This is a genomic window from Streptomyces sp. ME19-01-6 (genome assembly GCF_033793745.1).
In the GTDB taxonomy this organism is placed as follows: Bacteria; Actinomycetota; Actinomycetes; order Streptomycetales; family Streptomycetaceae; genus Streptomyces.
Genome location: NZ_JARAXF010000003.1, coordinates 377,470 through 397,304, shown reverse-complemented (window position 1 = coordinate 397,304; position 19,835 = coordinate 377,470). Strand labels below are relative to the sequence as shown.

Annotated in this window: 18 protein-coding genes and 2 tRNA genes; 14 read left to right on the top strand and 6 right to left on the bottom strand. The window is 71.7% G+C overall.

Annotated features, from left to right (window positions below; genetic code table 11):
* Positions 1–98 precede the first annotated feature (98 nt).
* On the top strand, positions 99–461 hold the full coding sequence (locus PV419_RS08425; RefSeq protein ID WP_319687141.1) for a WhiB family transcriptional regulator: 363 nt from the start codon (positions 99–101) through the stop codon (positions 459–461).
* Entirely contained in the window at positions 458–769 is a 312-nt protein-coding gene (locus PV419_RS08420) for a hypothetical protein (RefSeq protein WP_319687140.1), read from the top strand. Before PV419_RS08425 ends, PV419_RS08420 begins: the two co-directional genes overlap by 4 nt.
* A 167-nt stretch (positions 770–936) precedes the next feature.
* Here the strand turns inward: PV419_RS08420 and PV419_RS08415 are convergent, their stop codons facing one another.
* Together PV419_RS08415 and PV419_RS08410 are read right to left on the bottom strand one after the other, a co-directional pair.
* Positions 937–2,448, bottom strand: a complete 1,512-nt coding sequence (locus PV419_RS08415; protein WP_319687139.1) for an AarF/ABC1/UbiB kinase family protein — start codon at positions 2,446–2,448, stop codon at positions 937–939.
* Positions 2,449–2,522: 74 nt separating this feature from the next.
* Positions 2,523–3,674 (bottom strand): ThiF family adenylyltransferase, encoded by a 1,152-nt coding sequence (locus tag PV419_RS08410; protein WP_319687561.1) that lies wholly within the window; start codon positions 3,672–3,674, stop codon positions 2,523–2,525.
* Between the two features lie 226 nt (positions 3,675–3,900).
* On the opposite strand from PV419_RS08410, the gene PV419_RS08405 reads away from it, so the two are divergent.
* The 4 genes from PV419_RS08405 to PV419_RS08390 all read left to right on the top strand — a co-directional run bounded on the left by PV419_RS08405 (position 3,901) and on the right by PV419_RS08390 (position 7,805).
* On the top strand, positions 3,901–4,518 hold the full coding sequence (locus tag PV419_RS08405) for a M48 family metallopeptidase (protein ID WP_319687138.1): 618 nt from the start codon (positions 3,901–3,903) through the stop codon (positions 4,516–4,518).
* A gap of 107 nt (positions 4,519–4,625) precedes the next feature.
* Complete coding sequence (locus tag PV419_RS08400) at positions 4,626–6,335, top strand: TerD family protein (protein WP_319687137.1); 1,710 nt, start codon at positions 4,626–4,628, stop codon at positions 6,333–6,335.
* Positions 6,336–6,345: 10 nt separating this feature from the next.
* Positions 6,346–7,029: an AIM24 family protein gene (locus PV419_RS08395; protein ID WP_089504942.1), complete on the top strand. Its 684-nt coding sequence runs from the start codon at positions 6,346–6,348 to the stop codon at positions 7,027–7,029.
* A 17-nt stretch (positions 7,030–7,046) separates the two neighbouring features.
* Positions 7,047–7,805: an AIM24 family protein gene (locus PV419_RS08390; protein ID WP_319687136.1), complete on the top strand. Its 759-nt coding sequence runs from the start codon at positions 7,047–7,049 to the stop codon at positions 7,803–7,805.
* Positions 7,806–7,872: 67 nt separating this feature from the next.
* Here the strand turns inward: PV419_RS08390 and PV419_RS08385 are convergent, their stop codons facing one another.
* Positions 7,873–8,400: an NUDIX hydrolase gene (locus PV419_RS08385; protein ID WP_319687135.1), complete on the bottom strand. Its 528-nt coding sequence runs from the start codon at positions 8,398–8,400 to the stop codon at positions 7,873–7,875.
* Positions 8,397–9,815: a zinc-dependent metalloprotease gene (locus PV419_RS08380; RefSeq protein ID WP_319687134.1), complete on the bottom strand. Its 1,419-nt coding sequence runs from the start codon at positions 9,813–9,815 to the stop codon at positions 8,397–8,399. The genes PV419_RS08385 and PV419_RS08380 overlap by 4 nt, the downstream gene beginning before the upstream one ends.
* Before the next feature lie 190 nt (positions 9,816–10,005).
* Here PV419_RS08380 and PV419_RS08375 point away from each other — a divergent pair, with 190 nt between their 5' ends.
* From PV419_RS08375 to PV419_RS08360, 4 genes are all read left to right on the top strand, one after another.
* The gene (locus PV419_RS08375; protein WP_319687133.1) at positions 10,006–11,115 is read left to right on the top strand and encodes an SDR family oxidoreductase; all 1,110 of its coding nucleotides are present in this window, start codon (positions 10,006–10,008) and stop codon (positions 11,113–11,115) included.
* Between the two features lie 64 nt (positions 11,116–11,179).
* The gene (locus PV419_RS08370) at positions 11,180–11,638 is read left to right on the top strand and encodes a molybdenum cofactor biosynthesis protein MoaE (RefSeq protein ID WP_319687132.1); all 459 of its coding nucleotides are present in this window, start codon (positions 11,180–11,182) and stop codon (positions 11,636–11,638) included.
* A 202-nt stretch (positions 11,639–11,840) separates the two neighbouring features.
* Entirely contained in the window at positions 11,841–12,011 is a 171-nt protein-coding gene (locus tag PV419_RS08365) for a hypothetical protein (protein WP_179284916.1), read from the top strand.
* Between the two features lie 65 nt (positions 12,012–12,076).
* Positions 12,077–13,165 carry a PDZ domain-containing protein gene (locus PV419_RS08360; protein WP_319687131.1) on the top strand — a complete coding sequence of 363 codons (1,089 nt, stop codon included), beginning with the start codon at positions 12,077–12,079 and terminating at the stop codon, positions 13,163–13,165.
* A gap of 120 nt (positions 13,166–13,285) precedes the next feature.
* On the opposite strand, the gene PV419_RS08355 is transcribed toward PV419_RS08360, so the two are convergent.
* The gene (locus tag PV419_RS08355) at positions 13,286–13,852 is read right to left on the bottom strand and encodes a PPA1309 family protein (protein WP_319687130.1); all 567 of its coding nucleotides are present in this window, start codon (positions 13,850–13,852) and stop codon (positions 13,286–13,288) included.
* Between the two features lie 133 nt (positions 13,853–13,985).
* Between PV419_RS08355 and PV419_RS08350 the strand changes: the two genes are divergently transcribed.
* The 4 genes from PV419_RS08350 to PV419_RS08335 all read left to right on the top strand — a co-directional run bounded on the left by PV419_RS08350 (position 13,986) and on the right by PV419_RS08335 (position 19,294).
* The gene (locus PV419_RS08350) at positions 13,986–16,970 is read left to right on the top strand and encodes a UPF0182 family protein (RefSeq protein ID WP_319687560.1); all 2,985 of its coding nucleotides are present in this window, start codon (positions 13,986–13,988) and stop codon (positions 16,968–16,970) included.
* Between the two features lie 72 nt (positions 16,971–17,042).
* Positions 17,043–17,116, top strand: a tRNA-Met gene (locus PV419_RS08345).
* Between the two features lie 196 nt (positions 17,117–17,312).
* A complete protein-coding gene (locus PV419_RS08340; RefSeq protein ID WP_319687129.1) occupies positions 17,313–19,109 on the top strand; it encodes a tetratricopeptide repeat protein in 1,797 nt (598 codons plus the stop codon).
* Between the two features lie 108 nt (positions 19,110–19,217).
* Positions 19,218–19,294, top strand: a tRNA-Met gene (locus tag PV419_RS08335).
* 42 nt (positions 19,295–19,336) lie between these two features.
* Here the strand turns inward: PV419_RS08335 and PV419_RS08330 are convergent.
* Positions 19,337–19,753 carry a Fur family transcriptional regulator gene (locus tag PV419_RS08330; protein ID WP_319687128.1) on the bottom strand — a complete coding sequence of 139 codons (417 nt, stop codon included), beginning with the start codon at positions 19,751–19,753 and terminating at the stop codon, positions 19,337–19,339.
* Positions 19,754–19,835 lie beyond the last annotated feature (82 nt).

The window sequence follows — 19,835 nt, the reverse complement described above, 5'->3', positions numbered from 1 at the left end:
CCTTCCAGGGCCGCGGAACCCACACCGGGATCCGCGGCCCTTTTGATTTGCCAGCGCCCGGCCACCAGCCGGACCGAGAAGACGAGGAACTGACGACCGTGCAACTCAAGGCACACGCCCCGTCCGTAGCAACCGACCTGATCCCCCCGCCTGACCTCTCGGAGGACCCCTTGACCCCGCTCACCGCCCTCACCGACCTCGATGAGGCGATCGAGAACCTCGGTGTCGCCGTCCCGTGCCGCTCCTACGACCCGGAGGTCTTCTTCGCCGAGTCTCCGGCCGACGTCGAGTACGCCAAGTCGCTCTGCCAGACCTGTCCGCTGCGGGAGGCCTGCCTCGCCGGGGCCAAGGACCGCCGTGAGCCCTGGGGCGTGTGGGGTGGCGAGCTCTTCATCCAGGGCGTCGTCGTCGCCCGGAAGCGGCCGCGTGGTCGTCCGCGCAAGAACCCGGTCATGGCATGAACATCACCGGAACGATCGATCGCCCAGCGACGCATGACCCGATGAAACAGGTCCCGACGATGACCCCGTCCGTCTCAGACACCCCAGCCCGCGACACCTCAGGTGCGACCGAGTCGCGCCAGAACAGGACCCGTGAAATGCAACTCATCCCAGAAGCCCTGGCCCGTGCGCATATGCATGAACGACTGCAAGAGGCCGAGTCTCAACGCAGCGCCGTCCGGCTGGCAGCCGCCCGGCGCATGCAGCGCCGTGCGGAGCGGGCCTCGCTCCGCGCCCGCCGCGCTCTGGCCATGGCGGTGATGCAGTAAGCGGCAACAGGGGGAGGCGGCTGCGATAACGGGGGGACAGCCGCGCTAACGGGGGACAGCCGCAACAACAGGGGGACGCCGGGGGCCGGTCCGATCGGACCGGCCCTTCGGCTGCCCGCTCACCCTTGAAGGGCAGCCGAAGGGGCCCGCCGAAGCGGGCGGGCACGTCAGGCAGATGCCTCGGCCGCCTTCTGCGCCGTTTCCTCGGCCGCCTCCTCGGGGGCCTCTTCGATGGCTTCCGCAGCCTCCGACGCCGTCTCTTCCGCCTCTTCGGCCCCCTCGGCTTCTTCCGTTTCCGCAGCTGCTTCCGGTGCTTCTGCTGCTTCTGCCACTTCGTCGTATCGCTCGGCGAAGCCGGGTACCCAGTCCTCGAGCTCGTTCCGCAGCCGCACTTCCGCGCCCAGCTGGCACAGCACCCCTATCGTGCTCAGGCAGACCCGGTGGATCAGCAGATAGGCCGGGGGCAGATTGAGCTGGTTGCCCAGCTCGTAGACCGGTGAGCGACGATCCGCCACCCGCGCCGCCTGGCGGCGCAGCCACTGCCGGTCGAAGGTGAACTCGTCCACCTGGGCCGGCTCCAGCATCGGCAGCAGGAAGTCCAGCAGCGCGTCCGGGTCGAGCTCGATGGTCGGCTTGACGAACCCCTCGCCGCGTATCAGCTCGTAGACCGCCTGGGCGTCGCCGTCCAGCGCCATCCGCAGTGCGATGCCGATGGGCTCGGGGAGCCCGCCCGGGAGCCGGTCCACCGAACCGAAGTCCAAGACCCCCAGCTTCCACTTCTCCGGCGGTCCCTCCGGGGCGTCACCGGTCAGCAGCCGGAAGTTGCCCGGGTGGGGGTCGGCGTGGAGCAGCCCGGTGCGGGCGGCGCCCGAGAACAGGAAGCGCGCGAGCAGCTGTCCGGCCCGGTCCCGCTCCTCGGGCGCGCCGTCGGCTATCACCTCGGAGAGCGGTGTCCCCTCCAGCCATTCCGTGATCAGCACCTGATCGCTCTGGTGCACCACCTGCGGGACCACCACATCCGGATCGTCGGCGTACTCCTCCGCGTGGATGCGCTGGGCCTCGGCCTCCAGTTCGTAGTCCAGCTCCTCCGACACCCGGTCGCGCAGCTCGGCGATGAGTGGCTTGATGTCCAGGCCCGGCACCAGCGGCCCCAATACTCGGGCAAACCGACTCAATTGATTCAGGTCGGAGAGCAGTGCCTCGCCCGCGCCCGGGTACTGGACCTTGACCGCGACCGCCCGCCCGTCGTGCCACACCGCCCGGTGCACCTGTCCGATCGAGGCGGCCGCCGCGGGCTTGTCGTCGAACTCGGTGAACAGCTCGCGCCACTCGGCCCCCAGCCGCTGCTCCAGCGCCGTGTGCACCGTGCGGGTCGGCATGGGCGGCGCCGCTTCCTGGAGCTTGGTCAGCGCCGCCCGGTAAGGCTTGGCGATCTCTTCCGGCAGCGCCGACTCGAAGACCGACATCGCCTGGCCGAGCTTCATCGCGCCGCCCTTGAGCTCCCCGAGCACCTTGAACATCTGCTCGGCCGTGCGCTGTTGCAGCTCGCGCGCGACGATCTCTGCCGGCCGGCCCCCTATCCGCTTTCCGAGCCCCCAGGTGGCGCGCCCGGCGAATCCCAAGGGCAGCGTCGCCAGTTTGGCGGTACGGGTGATCGCCTTGCGCGGCAGATCGGACATGCGCCCTCCAACTACAGCTGAGCCTTCCCGGGGGTGGCCCCCCGGACCCCCGTCGCCCACTTGGCGGACGTCGGTCACCCGGACATTGTCGCGTGCGGCGCTTCGACATCCGAGGCATATACCGCATCAGTCCGTCCGGCCGCGCCACAGGCGCACTCCGCATGCGGCTCGATCCGCCGCCTGTCCCAGGTGAGAGTGGGCAGCGCCGCCTCCAGCCGGGCTCCGGCGCTGGCCGGCAGTCGCCCGTCCAGGAACCCCAGCGCATGCACGGCAGTGACGCCGGCGACCACTGTGGCCAAAGCGGTGTCGCAGGCCCATGTGGGCCCGCGGCGGCCGGACCGCCACTGCGCGAGCATCCTCGGCCAGGTCGGCTCCCGCTCGCCGCGCCCCACGGCGGCACACCCGGCGCACGGCGTGATCCCCGGCAGCACGAGCGGCCCCACAACCCCCGTCGCCTCCAGGACTCCCGCATACAGATGAGGCGTCCCCGACGCCAGCAGCGGCTCGGCCCCCGCCGGATCCGGAGCGTAGGCCGCGAGCCCGTCGCGCGGGGCGATCACCACGAGGGTCAGCCCCGGCTCGCCGGAGGGCGCCGGTCCCGGCGCCGGCCCCGCCGGGCGGCGCGGCCGCGGACCCGGCGCCGACTGGCGCACCACGCCGCGCGCGGCCGCGTCCCGCCGCTCCCCGATCCGCTCGGCCGGCAGCCCACCGGGCGTCACGTCCCACGGCTCGACACAGCCGCCGTCCACCACATCGACCTGCCCGACCCCCGAGGCCGACAGCAGCGCCGCCACGGCCGCCCCGACCCGGCCCGCGCCCCTCACCTGCACGCGCATCGCGCCCCGCGCCGCCAGCAGCCGCGCCGCGGCTCCCGGCTCGGGACACAGCACCGACAGCGCCGCCAGGTCGGGCCGCAGCCGGTCGAGCGCCGCGCCGTGGCGCCAGGCCGCGGCTGCCCGCTCGCCGCCCTCCACCGGGTCGTCGAGCAGACCGGCCGCCGCCAGCCGCTCCACCAGCGCGTCGGCCCGTCCCTCCGGCAATCCCAAGGCCCTGGCCTCCTGCCGGAGCAGCGGCAGCCCGCGCGTCCCGTCCAGCAGCTCCAGGAAGCTGCCCGTCGCCGTGTCCACCGGCCCCAGCACCACCGCATGGGCCCGGGCCACCCCGAACTGCACGGTGTCCCGGCTCCGCCAGCCGCGCCGCAGCGCGGGCTTGAGCATCGGATGCATGGTCGCCCCCGTCATCGGATCCCCCTCCTCGGTCATGAGCCGGCCCTCACGGCCGACCCCGCCCCCGAACTGCTCCCAGCATGCGCGGACCCGCCGCGCGGCCGCCGAAAGTTATCCACAGCCGCGAGTGATAGTCGTACAAGCGGTGACCACCGGGTGGAGTGGTTCGGCCCGTAACCCGGTGCGCGGCGGGACTTCCCCGGCTGCCAGCGGGTAACGTCAAGGGGTGTCTGCCGACCGTTTCCCCCACCTCGCCGGTGAGACCCCATCGCACAGCGCCGCCAGCACCTCACGCAGCGCCCAGGGCCCGCAGAGCCGGGGTCCGGGCGCGGTCGAGGTCCGCCGGAGCACACGGCGGCGCAGAACGGTCTCGGCCTACCGAGAGGGGGACCGCACCGTCGTCCTGATCCCCGCCCGCATGTCCGAGGCGGAGGAGCAGCGCTGGGTGAGGGTCATGCTCGACAAGCTGGCCGCGCAGGAGAGCAAGCGGATGCTCGGCGACGCGGAGCTCGCGGCCCGCGCCGAGTGGCTGTCCGACCAGTACCTGGGCGGGCGGGCCCGCCCCGCCACGGTTCGCTGGGTCACCAACCAGAACACCCGCTGGGGGTCGTGCACCCCGTCCGAGGGCAGCATCCGCCTCTCACACCGCCTGCAGGGCATGCCGGAGTACGTGGTGGACTACGTCCTGGTCCACGAACTCGCCCATCTGCTGGTGCCCGGCCACGGCCAGCGCTTCTGGGGGCTGTTGGAGGCGTATCCGCGGACCGAGCGGGCGCGCGGGTACCTGGAGGGCGTGGTGGCCGCCGGAAGGCTGCCGCACCTCCCCTCGGCCCCGCCGGAGTAGTCACCGGAACCACACCTCGCTCCCCGGCGTCGCTCCTTCTCAGCGGCAGCGGTTAGCCTGGCGCGCAATGCATTCTCCGCTATCGGGATGGGGGACGGTCGTTACGTATGGCCAGGGAATTCCAACGCGGCCACAAGGCCAAGATCAGTGATCTGACCGCGGGGAGGGACCTGTACGTCGGCGTGCAGATCGCCGGGCCCGGTCTGACCTTCGACATCAGCTGCTTCGGCCTCGACGCGGACGAGCGGCTCTCCGACGACCGCTACTTCATTTTCTTCAACCAGCCCAAGTCCCCCGAGGAAGCGATTCAGCAGCTCGGCCCGCAAGCCGGAGACACCGAGTCGTTCCGCGTCACCCTCGACAACATCCCGTCCCAGATCCACAAGCTCTCCTTCACCGCCACCATCGACGGTGCCGGCCAGATGTCCCAGGTCGGCCCCGGCTACATCCGGGTCGTCGCGGGCGGCGAGGAGGTCGTCCGGTACTCCTTCACCGGGGCGGAGTTCAGCACCGAGCGCGCCGTGATGCTGGGCGACTTCTACCTCAAGGACGTGTGGCGGTTCGCCGCGGTCGGCCAGGGCTTCGACGGCGGCCTCGATGCGCTGCTCAAGAACTTCGGCGGCGAGGTCGCGGAGGAGGAGCCCGCCCCCGCCCCGGCCCAAGGCGGGACCCCCGGCTTCGCGCCGCCCGGCCAGGCCGCCCCCGCTCCGGGCTTCGCGCCCCCGGCGGGCGCGGCCCCCGCCGCGCCGCAGCAGCCCGCCCCGGACTTCGGCCCGCCGCAGCCCGCGCCGCAGGCCCCGCAGCCCGCGCCCGCGCAGGGCTTCGCGCCGCCGCCCGGCGGCACGCCCCCAGCGGCGGCCCCCGCCGCGCCGCAGGTGCACGCGGCGCCGACCATCGCCGCGCCGATCGCACCCCCCGGACAGGTGCCGCCGCCCGGACAGGTGCCGCCCCCGGGCCAGCCCGCCCCGTACCCCGGCCAGCAGCCGCAGTTCGGCCAGACCCCGGGCCAGGCGCCCCCCGCCCCGGCCCCGTACGGCCAGCCCGCCCCGTACCCCGGCGGCCAGCCGGGCCAGGTGCCGACGAACCCGTACGGCCAGCCGGGCCAGCCCGCCCCGTACCCCGGCGCGCAGCCCGGCCAGCCGCAGGGCGCCGCCGCCCCCGGTGTCCAGGCCGCGCTCGCCAAGTACCGCGAGGCCCCCACCGGTCAGCGCTGGACGCCGCAGAACCCCAGGCTCATCCGGGCCGACCTCGGCGTCGGCGGCCAGCCGATCCTGGCCCGCCAGGGCTCGATGGTGCTCTACCAGGGCAAGGTCGACTTCAGCTACAAGGGCGCCGGTTTCCGCGGCAGGGTCGTGGGCAACGCGACCGGCCAGGAGATGCAGCTGATGCGCTGCTCCGGCCAGGGCCAGGTCTTCCTCGCGGAGAACGCCGCCGAACTTCACCCGATCGAGCTGCAGGGCGACGCCATCTGTGTGTCCGCCGAAAGCGTGCTCGCCTTCGACGAAGGACTGCACCACGAGGTGCGCCGGATCGAGGGCCACGGGATCCCCGGCGGCGCGCTGTTCACCATGCAGTTCCAGGGGACCGGGACCGTCATCGTGAAGACCCTGGGCACGCCCGTCGTGCTGCCGGTCACCCCCACGACCTTCGCCGACGCCAACGCCATCGTCGCCTGGTCCGCCGCCTCACAGGTGATCATCTCAAGCCAGGTGCGGCTGCGCCGCAACGCCTACCCCGGCCACAGCGGGGAGACCGTGAACCTCCAGTTCCGCGGTGCGCCCGGCAACTTCATCGTCGTCCAGCCCTACGAGGTCTAAAGGGACCGCCATGGACCAGCAACTGATCACCGGTTACGCGCCGGCCCCGGTCTCCGCCCGTATGGAGAACCACGGCAGCAGCATGCTCAAGGTCGCCATGCAGAGCGGCCAGGACCTCTTCGCCCGCACCGGCTCGATGGTCGCCTACGAGGGCTTCGTCCAGTACGAGCCCAACCCGCCCGCGGTGCGCCAGATGGCCTCCCAGTGGCTCACCGGCGAGGGCGCGCCGCTCATGAAGTGCAGCGGCGACGGCCTGCTCTACCTCGCCGACTACGGCGCGGACGTCGTATGCGTCAACCTCAACGGCGACTCGCTGTCGGTCAACGGGACCAATCTGCTCGCCTTCGACGCCCACCTCCAGTGGGGCGTCGAGCGGGTCAAGGGCATCGCCAAGTTCGCCGGGCAGGGCCTGTTCAACGTGGGCGTCTCCGGCACCGGCTGGGTCGCCCTGACCTCCCGGGGCACCCCCATCGTCGTCGACTGCGGCCGCGGCGAGGACGAGACCTATGTGGACCCGGACGCCCTCGTCGCCTGGTCCACCAACCTCAAGGTGAAGGGGAAGCGCAGCTTCAAGGCGTCGTCCCTGATCGGCCGGGGCAGCGGCGAGGCGTACCAGCTCGGCTTCTCCGGGCAGGGCTTCGTCGTCGTCCAGCCCAGCGAGGACAGCACTGACCGGCTCCGGGCGCGGGGCTGAGGGGGAGCGAAGACATCATGCAGAGCCCGCTTTTCGGCTTCACCGAGACCCAGACCCAGGACCGCTACGCGCTCCAGAACCCGCAGCTGCTGCGGGTCGCCCTCGAGGGGCACCAGGACGTGCTGGCCCGCAAGGGCACCATGGTCGCCTACCAAGGACTGATCGAGTTCGACGGCGAATACCAGACGCAGGGGCAGCAGCGCGCCCGGGCCCGCACCGGGGAGGCGCTCGATCTGATGCGCTGCTCCGGCCAGGGCACGGTCTACCTGGCCAACCTCGCCCAGCACGTCCATGTCGTCGACGTGGACCACGAGGGGCTGACCGTCGACAGCGCCTATGTGCTCGCGCTCGACTCCACCCTGCACTGGGAGTCGATCGCGGTGGACAGCCAGTACGGGATCTCCGGCTCGGGCAAGTACAACCTCAACATCTCCGGCCGGGGCAAGGTGGCCCTGATGACCTCGGGCCAGCCGCTCATGCTGCAGGTCACCCCCGACAAGTACGTCAACGTGGACGCGGACGCCATCGTCGCCTGGTCCACCTCGCTGCGGGTCCAGATGCAGGCGCAGACGCACTCCAGCGGAGTGTGGCGGCGCCGCGGCAACACGGGTGAGGGCTGGGAGCTCAGCTTCCTCGGCCAGGGCTATGCGCTGGTGCAGCCCAGCGAGCTGCTGCCGCCGCAGAACGCGGTGATCGGCAGCGGGGCGGCCGCTCAGTTCGGCATGGGCCAGCAGGGCGCCCGTGGGCAGAACCAGGGCAACATCTTCAGCAACTGACGGCAGCCGGCGCCCCGGGCACGACGGCCCGGGGCGGCCGGGGGAGTGCCGTACCCGCGCGCCTCCCTCACACCAGCGCGCGGGTACGGGCCAGCAGGCGGCGCACCGACTCGTCGGCCACGCCCGCCACCTCGTCATAGCCGAACCAGCGCAGGTCCAGCGACTCCTCGCTGATCGCCGCCACCGCTTCCCGCGGGGCCAGTGCCGCGTACTGCACATCCAGGTGCCAGGCGCACGGCGTCAGATGGCGGTCGAGACGCACCGGGCCGGTCGGCAGCAGCGTCAGCCCCTCGATGCCCGACTCCTCGGTGGCCTCGCGCAGCGCCGCGTCCGCCAAGGTGGCGTCCTCGGGCTCGCAGTGGCCGCCCATCTGCAGCCACATCTTCAGCTTGCGGTGGAGCGTCAGCAGGACGCGCCCTTGGGACGGGTCGATCACCAGCGCGCTGGCGGTGATGTGCCCGTCCTGGCACGCCTTCCACATCCCGTCCGGATACGCGGCCAGATGGCCGCCGTAATTCAGCCGCAGCCGCTCCTGCCCGTCGTCCGGCGCGGGCCACTCGCGCAGCACCCGCGCCGCGTCCTCGTGCAGGCTCACCGGCCGCTCTCGCCCTTGTCGTCGTCCTTGCCGTCCTGAGCGCCGCCCGTGCCCTTCTCGCCGCCCGCGGCCTCGCCGAGCATCTTGTCCAGCTCGGAGAAGTCCAGCTGCTCGCGGTGGACGAACCCGTCCGGGTCGTCCAGGTCCTCGGCCGTCGGCAGCATGTCAGGGTGGGCCCACAGCCCGTCGCGCCCGTCCAGGCCGCGGGCGTCGGTCAGCGAGGCCCACAGCCGCGAGGCGTCGCGCAGCCGCCGCGGCCGCAGCTCAAGGCCGATCAGCGTGGCGAAGGTCTGCTCGGCGGGGCCGCCGCTCGCCCGGCGGCGCCGCAGCGTCTCGCGCAGGGCGTCGGCCGACGGCAGATGGGGCGCCGCGGCGGCGTGCACCACCGCGTCCACCCAGCCCTCGACGAGCGCCAGAGCGGTCTCCAGACGGGCCAGCGCGGCCTTCTGGGCCGGGGTGTCCTCCGGCTGGAACATGCCCTGCTGCAGGGCCTCCTGCAGCTGCTCGGGGTGGGTCGGGTCGAGCTGGCCGACCGCGTCCTCCAGCTTCGCGGTGTCGACCTTGATCCCCCGGGCGTACCCCTCGACCGCGCCGAACAGATGCGAGCGCAGCCACGGCACATGCGAGAACAGCCGCTGGTGGGCGGCCTCGCGCAGCGCCAGGTACAGCCGGACCTCCTCCTCGGGGACGCCGAGCCCGGAGCCGAACGCCGCGATGTTGACCGGGAGCAGCGCCGCCTTGCCCGCGGGACCCAGCGGCAGCCCGATGTCCGTGGAGCCGACGACCTCGCCGGCCAGCACGCCCACCGCCTGCCCGATCTGGGTGCCGAACATCGCGCCGCCCATGGAGCGCATCATCCCGAGCAGCGGGCCCGCCATGGCCTGCATCTCCTCGGGGAGCACATCGCCCATGGCCGCGCCGACCCGCTCGGCGACGGGGTCCACCAGGTCCTTCCACACCGGCAGCGTGGCCTCGACCCACTCGGCCCGGCTCCAGGCCACCGCGGTGCCCGCGCCCGAGGGCAGCGAGGTGACCCCGTCCAGCCACAGATCGGCGAGGCGCAGCGCCTCCTGGACCGCCGCGCGCTCGGCCGGGCCGACGCTCGCGTCCTTGGTGCCGTCCGCGGTGCCTTGCGCGACCGTCTGCCGCGCGATGTCCTTGGCCATGTCCCAGTTCACCGGGCCGCCCTCGTACGAGAGCATCTGGCCCAGCTGCTGGAAGGCCGCGCCCAGGTCGCTCGGGTTCAGCGACCCGAACATCGCGGCGAACGGGTTCTCCCCGCCGCCACCGCCCGCGCCGAACCCGAACGGATTCGCGGGGCCCTGACTGCCGCCGTGGCCGCCCTTCTGCTTGCCGTCGTCGCCGTCCTCCGGCTCCTCCGGCGGGAGGCCGAATCCGAATGGGGTGTCACTCACGGGTTCCCTCGGCTCGTAGGGCCGCCGGCCGGGCCGGCGGCGAATGCCCTTGCACCACCACCCAGCCTAGACACCTCGCCGGTTTGCGGGCTCAGTGCTTCGCTGATAGCGGGCCTGCGGCAGGATGGACGTCACCTGGTACGTATGCGTCAGTGCGCTGCGTACTGAAGACAACCGCTGGAGACGCCCGGTGAGTTCCCCAGACCGAGAAGTTCGCGCAGCGCGAAACGATCCGCCGCGCACCGCACGACGTCCTGTCGTCGCGGTCACCGGCGCCGCATCGGGCGCCGGAGCCCTGCTCACGCAGCGGCTCGCCGAATCCGACGAGACCAAGCACGTCCTGGCCATCGACGAGCGCCGCGGCGATGTGACCGAGGCGCAGTGGCACATCCTGGACGTGCGCGACCCGGCCATCGCCGACAAGCTGCGGGGCGCCGACGTCGTCGTCCACCTCGCCGTCGACCTTGACCTGGGCACCGACCCGGCCGCCCGAACGGCCTACAACGTGCGCGGCACCCAGACCGTCCTGACCGCCGCCGCGGCCGCCGGGGTGCGCCGCGTGGTGCTGTGCACCTCCGCGATGGTCTACGGGGCGCTGCCCGACAACGACGTGCCGCTCGCCGAGGACGCGGAGCTGCGCGCCACGGCGGAGGCCACCGGCGTCGGGGACCTGCTGGAGATCGAGCGGCTCGCCCAGCGGGCGCCGAGGGCCCACCCCGGCCTGAACGTCACCGTCGTACGCCCCGCCATCCTGGTCGGCGGCACGGACACCGCGCTCACCCGCTACTTCGAGTCGCCGCGCCTCCTGGTGGTCGCCGGCTCCCGGCCCACCTGGCAGTTCTGCCATGTCGAGGACCTGGTCGGCGCGCTGGAGTACGCCGCCCTGGAGAAGGTCGAGGGCGAGTTGGCGGTCGGCTGCGACGGGTGGCTCGAGCAGGAGGAGGTCGAGGAGCTGTCCGGCATTCGGCGCATGGAGCTGCCCTCGGCGGTCGCGCTGGGTGCGGCCTCCCGGCTGCACCGGCTGGGCCTGACCCCGTCCCCGGCGGGCGACCTGGCGTACACCATGCACCCCTGGGCGGTCAGCGGCAGCAGGCTGCACGAGGCGGGCTGGCGCCCGCGCTGGACGAACGAGGAGGTCCTCGCGGAGCTGCTGGAGGAGGTCTCCGGCCGCCACACGGTCGCCGGGCGGCGGCTCGGCCGCAAGGACGCCACGACGCTGGGCGCCGCGGGCGCGACGGTGGCCCTGGTGGGCACCGCGGCGATCGTCCGCCGCGCCCGTAAGGCGCGCCGTAGGGCCTGAGCGGAAACCGTGTTCCGCGATCCGGCATTCCGCGGAGTGAGCGCGGTGGGGCACGATGGGGCGCATGGGACGTACGTACGACCATCCGGGCGAGCTCGCGGCCGCCGATCCGGTCCGCCTGCTCGCGATCCGTGACACCCCCCTGTCCGTCGACGAGGTGTTCGGGGCGGTCGGCGACGCCGCCGCGGGGGGCACCGCGCTGTTCGTCGGCACCGTGCGCGACCACGACGAAGGCGCCGACGTGGGCGCCCTCGGCTACTCCGCCCACCCCACCGCCGAGGCGGAGCTGCGCCGTGTCGCCGAGAAGGTGGTGGCGGACTTCCCGGTGCGGGCGCTCGCCGCGGTGCACCGGGTCGGGGACCTCGCGATCGGGGACCTGGCCGTGGTCGTGGCCGTGGCCTGCCCGCACCGCGCGGAGGCCTTCGCGGCCTGCCGCCGCCTGATCGACGACCTCAAGAGCGAGGTCCCCATCTGGAAGCACCAGACCTTCGCGGACGGTACAGAAGAGTGGGTGGGCGCGTAGCGCCTCGGTGAGGGGTGGTGGTCGGGCGACGGGAGGGCGGGTGGGCGCGTAGCGCAAGGCGAGTGGGGCAGGGGAGTGGAGATGTACCGCTGACGGGTGTACTCCGATTGCGTAACCCGCACCCTGCCCTGAGCGTTGAGCTGGCGGAGGATTAATCTGCTCATCTGTCAGTCGCGGTTGTGTCAGGGGATGGGAGGCCGCCGTGGGTGTGCTTCTGTGGTTGCTCATTCCGGTTCTCGCCGCGTTGGCCGCCGTGCTCTATACCGCCTGGGCCTCGCGTACCCGCAAGACCGGGGATGTCGCCGAGCTCGCCGGGTACGCGCGGTTCCGTGAGGCGATGGAGCGCGCACATTCCGATTCGGATGCCGCCTAGCGGACGTCTGCCCGGACGGACGGCCCGGGCGGTGGACTGACGGGCGTGTCCCGTACTGTCGTTCCATGCCACGCCGCACCGCGACGATGCTCGCTTCCCTTCTGATGCTGATCGCGCTGCTCTGCGCCGGGGTGCTGATCCCGGTGCCGTACGCGGAGATGTCGCCGGGCCCGAGCTACGACACCCTGGGCTCCCACAAGGGCGAGTGCGTGCTGCAGATCTCCGGCGAGAAGGGCTGCGCGACCACCGGTGGGCACCTGAACATGACGACGGTGCGTGTCACCGGCTCCGAGTACAAGATGAACCTCGTCGAGGCCGTCTACGGCTGGCTGGCCCATGACGGCGTGGTGTTGCCGCACAGCACCCTCTACCCGGACGACAAGACCCCGGACGAGGTGAGCCAGGAGACCGCCGAGGAGTTCACCCAGTCCCAGGAGAGCGCCAAGGTGGCGGCGCTCAGGCAGCTGGGCAAGAAGGTCACGTCCCACGTCATCGTGGGCGTCGTGCAGCGGGACATGCCGGCCCAGGGCCGGCTGCACGCGGGCGATGTGATCAAGGAGGTGGACGGTTCGGCGGTGCGCGCCCCGGAAGACGTCGCCAAGCTGATCACCAAGCACAAGCCCGGCGAGAAGGTGACCTTCTCGATCGTCCCGGCCAAGGACGCGGCCGCGGCGGAGAAGAAGAATGAGGAGGCCACGACCCGGAAGTCGGTCACCGTCACCACCGAGAAGGCGGAAGACGGCCGGGCGATCGTCGGCATCCAGGCCGGGGTCGACTACACCTTCCCGCTGAAGATCGACATCAAGCTGGCCGACGTGGGCGGGCCGAGCGCCGGGCTGATGTTCACGCTGGGGATCGTGGACAGGCTGTCGGCGGGTGACCTGACCGGCGGGAAGTTCATCGCCGGTACGGGCACCATCGACGACAAGGGCACGGTCGGCCCGATCGGCGGGATCCAGATGAAGATCATTGGGGCGCGGGACGCGGGCGCGGAGTACTTTCTCACGCCCCAGGAGAACTGCGCGGCGGCCGCCGCGGGCAAGCCGGACGGCCTCACGCTGGTGAAGGTGCACACCCTCAAAGGGGCGTTGAAGGTCCTGAAGCAGATCCGCGCGGGGGACACCGCCGCGCTGCCCAAGTGCACCAAGAGCTGAGCCGAACAAAGAGCTGAGCCGCATCCCGGCTGAGCGGCGGCGCCTCGCCCGCGTCCCCGGTGGCCGCGGGGTCGCCCCGCGGCCACCGGGGACGCGGCGGTCACCCGGCGGACGTGGCCGTCACTCCGCGAAGGTGGCGGACAGCGCCTCGGCCAGCCCCGGCACCAGGTCGGCACCGGTGAGAACCTCGGTGGGCGAGTCCTTCTCGCGCAGCCGTACCGCTGCCTCGCGCGCCCCGTCCCGCAGGACCGCGACCGTCATCCGGACCTCCTGGCGCTCCGGGTGCTTCTCGACCCATGTCGCCAGCTGCTTCTCGTCCAGGTCCTTGGGCACGGATGCCTCGGCGGAGGGCGGCAGCATCAGCCGCTCCACGGTCAGCGCGCAGCCGACCACCGCGTCGGGCCAGGCGATGGTGGCCAGGAACTCGTCCAGGGGGGTCGCGGCGGGCAGCTCGTCCTGCTCGATGGGGGTGAGGGCCGCGGCGGGGGCGCCTTCGGCCTCCTCGTCGAGCCCGAGCTGGGTGGCGAGACCCGGCTCCTGGGCGCGCAGCCGCGCGGTGTCGACGAGGGCGAAGAGGCGGGCCGGCCGGTCCCAGCCGAGCCCGGCGGCGTACTCGTCGATCTCGAGGACGGCACGGGTCAGCGGATTGGCGGCCAGCGGCCCGGAGGCGGGGTGAACGTTCGACATGAGTCATATCGTGCCCTGATCGGACCCGGAAACGGGAACTGAGTAAAGCCTGAGTAAGTTGCTCCATTGGGTCCTACTGCCCGGACCCGCTCAGTCGACAGCGAACTTCGAGGTGCGCACCTTGGCTTTCCAGATGCCGGACCGCGGCGGAGGCCCGACGGGGCCGCGGATCAGAGTCGGCCGACCGTCCCGGCGAGTCCGGACCCTGCTCATGACCCTGGGTGTGCTGGCAGTGCTGGCCATGCTCTTCGTCATGTTCGCGGGGTATTGGACCGACTGGCTCTGGTACCGCTCGGTCCATTATTCCTCGGTCTTCACCACCACCCTGTGGACCAAGATCGGGCTGTTCTTCGTATTCGGCCTGCTGATGGCGCTGGCCGTCGGGATCAACATCTGGCTGGCGCACCGGCTGCGGCCGCCGTTGAGCGCGATGTCGATGGAGCAGCAGAGCCTGGACCGCTACCGCATGGGCATCGCCCCCTACAAGAAGTGGGTGCTGCTCGCGGTCACCGTGCTGGTCGGGCTGATCGCGGGCGCGTCCGCGTCCGGTCAGTGGCGGACCTGGCTGCTGTGGGTCAACGGCGTGCCGTTCCACGTCAAGGATCCGCAGTTCCACATGGACGTGTCGTTCTACGCGTTCGATCTGCCCTGGTACCGCTTCCTGTTGAGCTTCGGCTTCGCGGCGACGGTGATCTCGCTGGTCGCCGCCGCGCTGGTGCACTACCTCTACGGGGGGCTGCGCGTCACCAGCCCGGGCGCCCGCGCGACCGGCGCGGCCACCGGCCATCTGTCCGTGCTGCTTGGCATCTTCGTCGCCCTCAAGGCTGTGGCGTACTGGCTCGACCGGTACGGCCTGGCGGTGAAGTCGAGCGACTTCAAGGCGACGGCCAACTGGACCGGTCTGCGCTATGTGGACGCCCACGCCTATCTGCCCGCGAAGACGATCCTCTTCTGCATCGCGGCGATCTGCGCCGTGCTGTTCTTCGCGACGCTGTGGCGGCGCACGTGGCAGCTGCCCGTCATCGGCTTCGGCCTGATGGTGCTGTCGGCGATCCTGATCGGCGGGCTCTACCCGGCGATCGTGCAGAAGTTCCAGGTCCAGCCCAACGAGCAGGCCAAGGAAGCTCCGTACATCGAGAAGAACATCGAGGCCACACGCAAGGCGTACGGCCTCGACGACTCCGAGGTGACGGAGTACACGGGCGAGGCGCCCAAGGGCGCGGACCGCAAGCAGCTGCGCGCCGACGCCGAGACCACGGCGAGTCTGCGGCTGCTCGACCCGAATGTGGTCTCCCCGACCTTCCAGCAGCTTCAGAAGGTCAAGGACTACTACAGCTTCCCCGCCACCCTGGACGTGGACCGCTACAAGACCAAGGACGGCAAGGAGCAGGACACCGTCATCGGTCTGCGCGAGCTGAATGTGAGCGGCATCCCCGAGCACAACTGGATCAACGACCACTTCAAGTACACCCACGGGTACGGGGCGGTGGCGGCCAAGGGCACCACGACGTCCACGACGCGGCGCGGCGCCCCGGACTTCATCGAGGAGGACCTGCCCTCCAAGGGCCTGCTCCCGAAGTACGAGCAGCGGATCTACTACGGCGAGAAGACCACCCAGTACTCGATCGTCGGTGGTCCGCAGAAGGAGCTGGACCGCTCCACCGACAAGGGTGAGAAGACCTACCGGTACCAGGGCGACAGCGGCGTCAAGCTGTCCAACCCGATCACCCGCGCCGCGTACGCGCTGACCTTCAGCGAGCCCCAGATCCTGTACTCCGGGGCCATAGGGGACGGTTCGCGGATTCTCTACAACCGCACGCCCAAGGAGCGCGTCGAGGCGGTCGCGCCGTGGCTGACCATCGACGGCGACGCCTACCCGGCGGTGGTCGACGGCCGGATCAAGTGGATAATCGACGCCTACACGACGACGGACGGCTATCCGTACGCGTCCCGTACGACGTTGGGCGACACGACGGCCGACTCGCTCAACGACACCGACGGCGAGCGTTCGGTCGTCGCGCAGCAGAACAAGGTCAACTACATCCGGAACTCGGTCAAGGCGACCGTCGACGCGTACGACGGCAAAGTCACGCTGTACGAGTGGGACACCAAGGACCCGGTGCTGAAGACCTGGAAGAAGGCGTTTCCGGGCACGGTCAAGCCGAAGAGCGCGATCAGCGATGACCTGATGCAGCATCTGCGCTACCCGCAGGACCTGTTCAAGGTGCAGCGCGAGTTGCTCACCCGCTACCACGTCACCAACCCCGTGACGTTCTACAGCGGCAGTGAGGTGTGGCAGGTCCCGGACGACCCGACCAACAAGGGCAACGCCGTACCGCCGTACTACCTGAGCATGAAGATGCCGGATCAGAAGGCGCAGACCTTCTCGCTGACGACGACGCTCACGCCCAAGGGCCGGGACAACCTCGGCGCGTTCGTGGCGGTGGACGCGGACTCGGAGAGCAGCGAGTACGGCAAGATCAGAATCCTGAGACTGCCGTCCACCACTGGTGTGGCGGGCCCACAGTTGGTGCAGGCCAACTTCAACTCCGATGACAAGATCGCCGGAAAGCTCAACATCCTCAAGAGAGGCGATTCGGAGATCGAGTACGGCAATCTGCTCACCGTTCCCCTCGGGGGCGGCCTGTTGTACGTCGAGCCGGTCTATCTGCGCGGCGCCAGTACCGACCTCCCGCTGCTGCGGCAGGTGCTGGTCAGCTACGGGAACAAGACCGCCTTCGAGGACTCGCTCAGCAAGGCGCTGGACGTGGTCTTCGGCCAGAGCGAACCATCGGACACCCCAAGCGACGACCAGGACGGCGGCGGCGGTGGCGATACGACCAAGCCACCGGCCGGTGACGCCACGGTCGAGCAGGCCCTGAAGGACGCCGCGAAGGCATACCAGGACGCCCAGGACGCGCTCAAGAAGGACCCGCAGGACTGGACGGCCTACGGCAAGGCCCAGAAGGCCCTGAAGGACGCGCTGGACCGGGCCGCCAAGGCCGAGGCGGAGGCCGCCAAGAAGAACGGCCAGAGCCAAGGCGGCGGGCAGCAGGACCAGAAGCAGAGTCAATCCGCCGACGACAAGGCCGAGAAGGCGAGAAGAGAGGACACCTGAGCAGTCGGCGCCGCTCGGGCGAATACCCGAGCGGCCGCCGTCCCGCGCCGTGGTAGCGTAGAGGCACAACGGCGCGGGGTGGAGCAGCTCGGTAGCTCGCTGGGCTCATAACCCAGAGGTCGCAGGTTCAAATCCTGTCCCCGCTACTGACAGACAAGGCCCGGATCCGCAAGGATCCGGGCCTTGTCGTGTGTCCACCGTCGTTGTCCACCGGGATGTCCACCCAGGGAATCGCGATACAAGCGTTTGGGTTGTCTCTCTGTGGGCATGTCGACAAAACGCTGAAGTGACCTCACTGGCTGCGGTATACCAAGGTGTACCCGGGTTGCAGGTGATGTCACGATGGAATTTATGGGGGACAGGGTCAGTCTGTTGGAGACAGGGCGTTTTGCGCACACGCACGACGGTGCCGAGGACGAGGAAGAGACCCGGCACCGCCGGGCCGCCGAGTCCGGCGACATCGCGTCGATGAGCGCCCTGGGCTCGTTGCTGCTGCGCCGCGGCGATCTCGACGGCGCCGAGCCGCATCTACGCGCGGCCACCGCGGCGGGCGACCGCGCCGCGGCCAACAACCTCGGCGTCCTCCTCCACCAGCGCGGCTACGCCGACGAGGCGGCCGGCTGGTGGCGCGTCGCCGCCGTCGCCGGGTCCGCCGCCGCGGCCCACGCCCTCGGCCGCCACCACCGCGAGCGCGGGGACGAGCCCGCTGCCGAGTACTGGCTGCGCCAGTCCGCCGAGTCCGGGCACGCCCTGGGCGCGTACGCCCTCGCCGACCTGCTCGAGCACCGCAGCGACATCGGCGCGGAGCGCTGGTTCCGGTCCGCCGCCGAGCGCGGTCACCGCGAGGCCTCGTACCGCCTCGCCCGCATCCTCGACAAGCGCGAGGACGAGGCCGCCAGAGGCCGCGCCGGTCCCGGCGCAGAGTCGGAGGCCGAGAAGTGGTACCTGCAGGCCGCCGCGCGCGGCCACCGGCGCGCCGCCCTTCACCTCGGCACGCTCCTGGAGAAGCGGGGTGAGCTCCAGGAGGCGGGCCGCTGGTACCTGACGTCAGCCAAGGACGGCGAGGCCCGCGCCGCCTGCGCGCTCGGCTTCCTGCTGCGCGACGCGGGCGACACCGACAGCGCCGCCGTCTGGTGGCACCGGGCCGCCCAGGACGGCGACGGCAACGCGGCCAACGCGCTGGGCGCCCTGCACGCCGACCGCGGCGAGACACAGACCGCCGAGCGCTGGTACCGGGCCGCCCTGGACGCCGGGGACATCAACGGCGCGTACAACCTGGGGCTGCTCTGCGCCGAGCAGGGCCGCGCCGCGCAGGCCGAGCAGTGGTACCGCCGCGCCGCCTACGCCGGGCACCGCGAGGCCGCCAACGCCGTAGCCGTCATGCTGCTCCAGCGCGCCGACGCGGCCGGCGCCGAGCCGTGGTTCTCCAAGGCCGCCGAGGCCGGCAGCGTGGACGCGGCGTTCAACCTGGGCATCCTGCACGCCGGGCGGGGCGAGGAGCGGGCCGCCCAGCAGTGGTACGAGCGGGCCGCCGCCGCCGGGCACACCGAGGCCGCCCTCCAGGTCGGCATCGCCCTGCTGCGCGAGGGCGACGGCCGCGAGGCCGAGCGCCATCTGCGCTGCGCGGCCGGGGGCGGCAGCGCGGAGGCCGCCTTCCGGCTGGGCGCGCTGCTGGACCGGCCGTCCGCCGACGAGGGCGCGCCCCGCGGGTCCCTGGGGCGCGCCGAGACGGAGCCGGCCGTGCCCGAGTACGAGGAGTGGTACGAGCGCGCCGCCCGTCAGGGCCACCGGCGCGCCCAGGTGCGCATGGGCATGCTCGCGGCCGCCCGGGGCGATGTGGTGGAGGCCGCCCGCTGGTACCGCGAGGCCGCCGAGGCGGGCAGCAGCAACGGCGCCTTCAACCTGGGTCTGCTGCTCGCCCGCGAGGGCAGCGAGCCCGAGGCCGCCCTGTGGTGGACCCGCGCCGCCGAGGCCGGCCACGGACGCGCCGCGCTGCGCCTGGCCCTGCTCGCGGCCCGCCGCGGCGCCCTGTCCGAGGGTCAGCGCTGGTGCGCCCGCGCGGTCGAGCTGGGCCCGGCGGAGGTCGCCGAGCGCGCGGCCCGGCTGCGGGACGCCCTGCAGCAGGAGCTCACGGCGTAGCTCGCCGGACGGAGCCCCCCGGCGGCGCGCTCGCTCCCGCCCTCCCGCCGGCCCCTCTCCTCGATTTGCCCCAGCCGTCGCCGTGTGGTTACTATTACGTCACATCGACGCGGGGTGGAGCAGCTCGGTAGCTCGCTGGGCTCATAACCCAGAGGTCGCAGGTTCAAATCCTGTCCCCGCTACCAAGACGAAGGGCCCGGATCCTCCAGGATCCGGGCCCTTCGTGCTCAGGCGGCCGCGCAGTCGGGACAGAGTCCGCGGTAGGTGACCTCGACCTCCGAGACCGCGAAGCCGAAGCGCTCCTCCGTCGGGAGGTCGGCCAGCGGGTCGCCGGAGGGGTGGACGTCGCGGATGGTGCCGCACCGGGCGCAGATCAGGTGCTGGTGCGCGCGGTGGGCGTTCGGGTCGTAGCGCTTGGCCCGACCGTCCGTGCTGACCTCGAGCACCTCGCCGAGCGAGACCAACTCCCCGAGGGTGTTGTATACGGTCGCGCGCGAGATCTCCGGCAGACGGGCGGCCGCCAGGGCATGGACCTCATCCGCGGTGTAGTGCACATGCTCCCCGTCGAGGACCTCGGCGACGACACGCCGCTGGGCCGTCAGTCGCCAGCCGCGCACCCGGAGCCGTTCCAGCAGGTCACTCATGCCATCACCTATCAGTCAGATAAGGCAAGGGTAGCAGTGGGCCGGTCCATGACCAGATCTCGTATCGCTCTCTACTGATTCT